Origin of the sequence: Saccharomonospora sp. NB11 (assembly GCF_015910535.1) — a bacterium.
Classification (GTDB): Bacteria; Actinomycetota; Actinomycetes; order Mycobacteriales; family Pseudonocardiaceae; genus Saccharomonospora.
On sequence record NZ_JACBJG010000022.1, the window covers coordinates 1 to 3,102 of the forward strand.

The 3,102-nt window shown below is 59.9% G+C and carries 2 protein-coding genes and 1 pseudogene; 1 reads left to right on the plus strand and 2 read right to left on the minus strand.

Annotated elements, in window-relative coordinates; all coding sequences use genetic code 11:
- Window positions 1-288 precede the first annotated feature (288 nt).
- Window positions 289-1,065: pseudogene (locus JAV51_RS20075) on the plus strand (IS5 family transposase); the annotation flags it as partial.
- 384 nt (window positions 1,066-1,449) lie between these two features.
- Here JAV51_RS20075 and JAV51_RS20080 read toward each other — a convergent pair.
- Entirely contained in the window at window positions 1,450-1,764 is a 315-nt protein-coding gene (locus tag JAV51_RS20080; RefSeq protein WP_197322308.1) for a barstar family protein, read from the minus strand.
- Window positions 1,765-1,767: 3 nt separating this feature from the next.
- Window positions 1,768-3,102, minus strand: a 1,335-nt coding sequence (locus JAV51_RS20085; RefSeq protein ID WP_304611105.1) for an RHS repeat-associated core domain-containing protein, incomplete at its 5' end; no start/stop codon positions are given.

Here is a 3,102-nt window from a genome sequence, read left to right on the forward strand (position 1 = left end):
CCAACCGGTTCAACGCGTCATAGCGGTAATCGGTCCCACCATCGGCGACCAACTCGTCGAACGCGTTGAACTCCACCAACGTCGACACACCACCGGCCGTGCGCGACGCCAACGTCCCCCGCGGCGTATACGAATACTCGAGAACACGGCCGCTGGCGCCGTCGTCGTCATTGCCGACGGAGAATCCCTTACCCGTCACACATTCCACAACTATGGCCGGTTGAACGTCTCGACCTTAGAGCTCCTGACACGTTGGTGATCTTGGGTTGAGATGATCTTGGTGTGGTTGTGCCGTGGGTGGTCTCGGAGGAGTTGTGGGAGCGGATCGAGCCGTTGTTGCCGGTACGTCCAGCCGCCAGGACAGGGCCCAAGCCGCTGCCGGATCGGGCGGTGCTGCAGGGCATCCTGTTCGTGCTCTACACCGGCATTGGAGGGGAAGACCTGCCGCAGGAGTTGGGGTTCGGCTCGGGGATGACCTGCTGGCGGCGGCTGCGGGACTGGCAGGAAGCCGGGGTATTCGCCAAGTTGCATGAGGTGTTGCTGGCCGAACTGAATGCCGCAGCGGCGATCGACTGGTCCCGGGCCTGCGTGGGCGCCTCCCACGTACGGGCCAAAAAAGGGGGGCCCGACACCGGCCCGAGCCCGGTCGATCGGGGCAAGACCGGCTCAAAGCACCACCTGATCTGCGACGGTGGCGGTATCCCACTGGCGGTAACCCTGACCGGCGGCAACCGCAATGACATCACCCAGCTCATCCCGCTGTTAGAGGCGATCCCACCGGTGCGCGGACGGCGGGGACGGCCCCGCCGTAAACCCGACGCATTGGTCGCCGACCGCGGCGACGACCACGACAGAGACCGAGATCTGCTCCAAAGACGCGGTATCCGACCTCTCATCAGCCGACGCGGCACCCGCGACAACAACCAGACCGTGCGCTGGGGCGTCGAGCAAACCCTCGCACTCTTACACCAGTTCCGCCGTCTGGCCACCCACTGGGAACGCCGCACCGACATCCACCACGGCTTCCTCGCCCTCGCCACCAGCCTCATCTACTGGCGCCGACTCACCAAAACAACGTGTCAGGAGCTCTTAATGCGTGGAGCCGGTTTCGTCGCTTCTCGCCCGGACTCGGGCCCCGTACTCGGCCCCTCCCTTTACTTACCTGCGAAGCATCTACACACCCGGGAGATCGCCGCCGCGTGCGGTTCGGCCAGCAGCACCTCGTGCAGCCGGACAAACACCCCCGCCCCGGACCAGTCCGCAATCACCGCCAGCATGTCATATCGGAGCCGAACCCAGCTTCTGCGGCAGCTCCTCCTACCCGCCCTGGTGTAGAGCACAAACAATACCCGGCAACACTTGCCAATCCGGCAACGAATCGATCCGCAGCCATAACTCATCCGACATAACCCATCGCACTCACGCCAAGATCATCCCAACACAAGATCATCAATGCGTTAGCGGACCGCGTTCAAGAACCTCAAAGGTAAATCGTTCAGATGGATCTAGACTTCTATCCTCTATGGTTAAATCATTAAAAATGCTAACTATTTTATTAAATAACTCTTCACCAAGGGCGGAACGACTACAGGAAGCATGCTCCCAGCGAATATGAATAGGGCGCTCCACGTCGCGACTAAGTCGATCCCAGAGGGCGTCAAAATTATTTCCATAATACGGACCGAAACCCAACATGTTTGACATCTGAGAATGAAAATCTCGCAGCGTTCGGATTTTCCTCCCATTAAGCACTACGACACCCACAACTTACCTCCAATTCGAAATCCTGTAGAAGCTTTCATAATGGTCTATAGTAACATACGCTAGACCATCACTTGAGTACAAGAGCCTCCATCCCGGCTGCTTATTTCGACCAATGCGGCTGCTGAGTCCAACATCAGCCTCGTACCAAAGACGACCAGAAGCGACAGGAAGCTTGCCATCTAAGTTTTTAAACGGGTCACCACCAATTTGAGCACCCTGAATATAGTGCCCGATTGATTTACCAGGCCGCCAACCAGCCGCCTCAGCTTTCTCTTTCGTTACGTAATTTGGCGGCAATTTGCCAGTTTCTCTCAAATAATCAATGAGCGGATTCGCCAGTTCGGCAACTTTTAACTGTTCCAAAAACTTCGCATGATTCGCGGCGTTTGCACCAGTTCCACATGCCCAAACCTGGGCGCTGCGGCTGCCGTCGGTCTTCGGCCGTGCACCATCGGCACACGAGTCGTCGAGGTGTGCTGTGGCTGGTGGCAGGGGGCCGGGTTGGTCGATTCCGTGGTTGGTTTCTGGTTCGTAGGGGGTTGGTTCTCCGCCTTCTGGGTGGATGACGCCGAGGTCGATGATCGTTCGTTTGGCGGCGTCAATGGCTTTGCGGATGCTGTCGACGATGGTGTCCGTCTTGGGCGGTCGGGCGTGGGGTGTGTTGACGTCATCGATGACGCGCTGTCGCCTGGCCTGCAGCCACGCCTGGTAAGCCGCTTGGGCAGCCGCTTTGGCCGCAGCCACTCCGCCGCCGACAGCGACGCCTATACCACCACCCAAAGGCATCCAGATGTCCGGACTTCCTGGGGAACCGCCGCGCGGACTCGGGATCTTCCGCTTTGGAGTGGTCCGATGGACAAGCCACGCGACCTCGTCAACGAGGTTGGTGTCAACCTCGTAGTAGTGCGGATCTCTGGAAGGATCGTAAGAGGACTGAGGCGCTGGTGTATCGCAAATCCACGAAGCCAACCCCCCGCCAAGCCACCCACCAAACGCACTACCCACCCGAGAACCGAACGGACCGCCAATATAGGAACCAGCAAGCCCACCCAGACCACGACCACCCCACGTGAAACCGCCCCGACAGCTGAAGTGTCCCGACGGATCACCATTCGCCAGCGGGTCTGCGCTCGCATAGGCGTAGCGGTTGGCGTTGCCCACATCCCGGGGGTCCAGGCCTGCGGTGTCGCGGCTGGCGAACGTTGCTGTGCCCGGCTGATACCACCGCGCACCCATGTTCACGTTCCCGCTGTCAGGGTCGGTGTACTGGTGCTGGAAACCCAACGCAGGCTGCGTTCCCGCCTCAGCCTGCCGCTGTCCGAACGGACTGTAAGACCG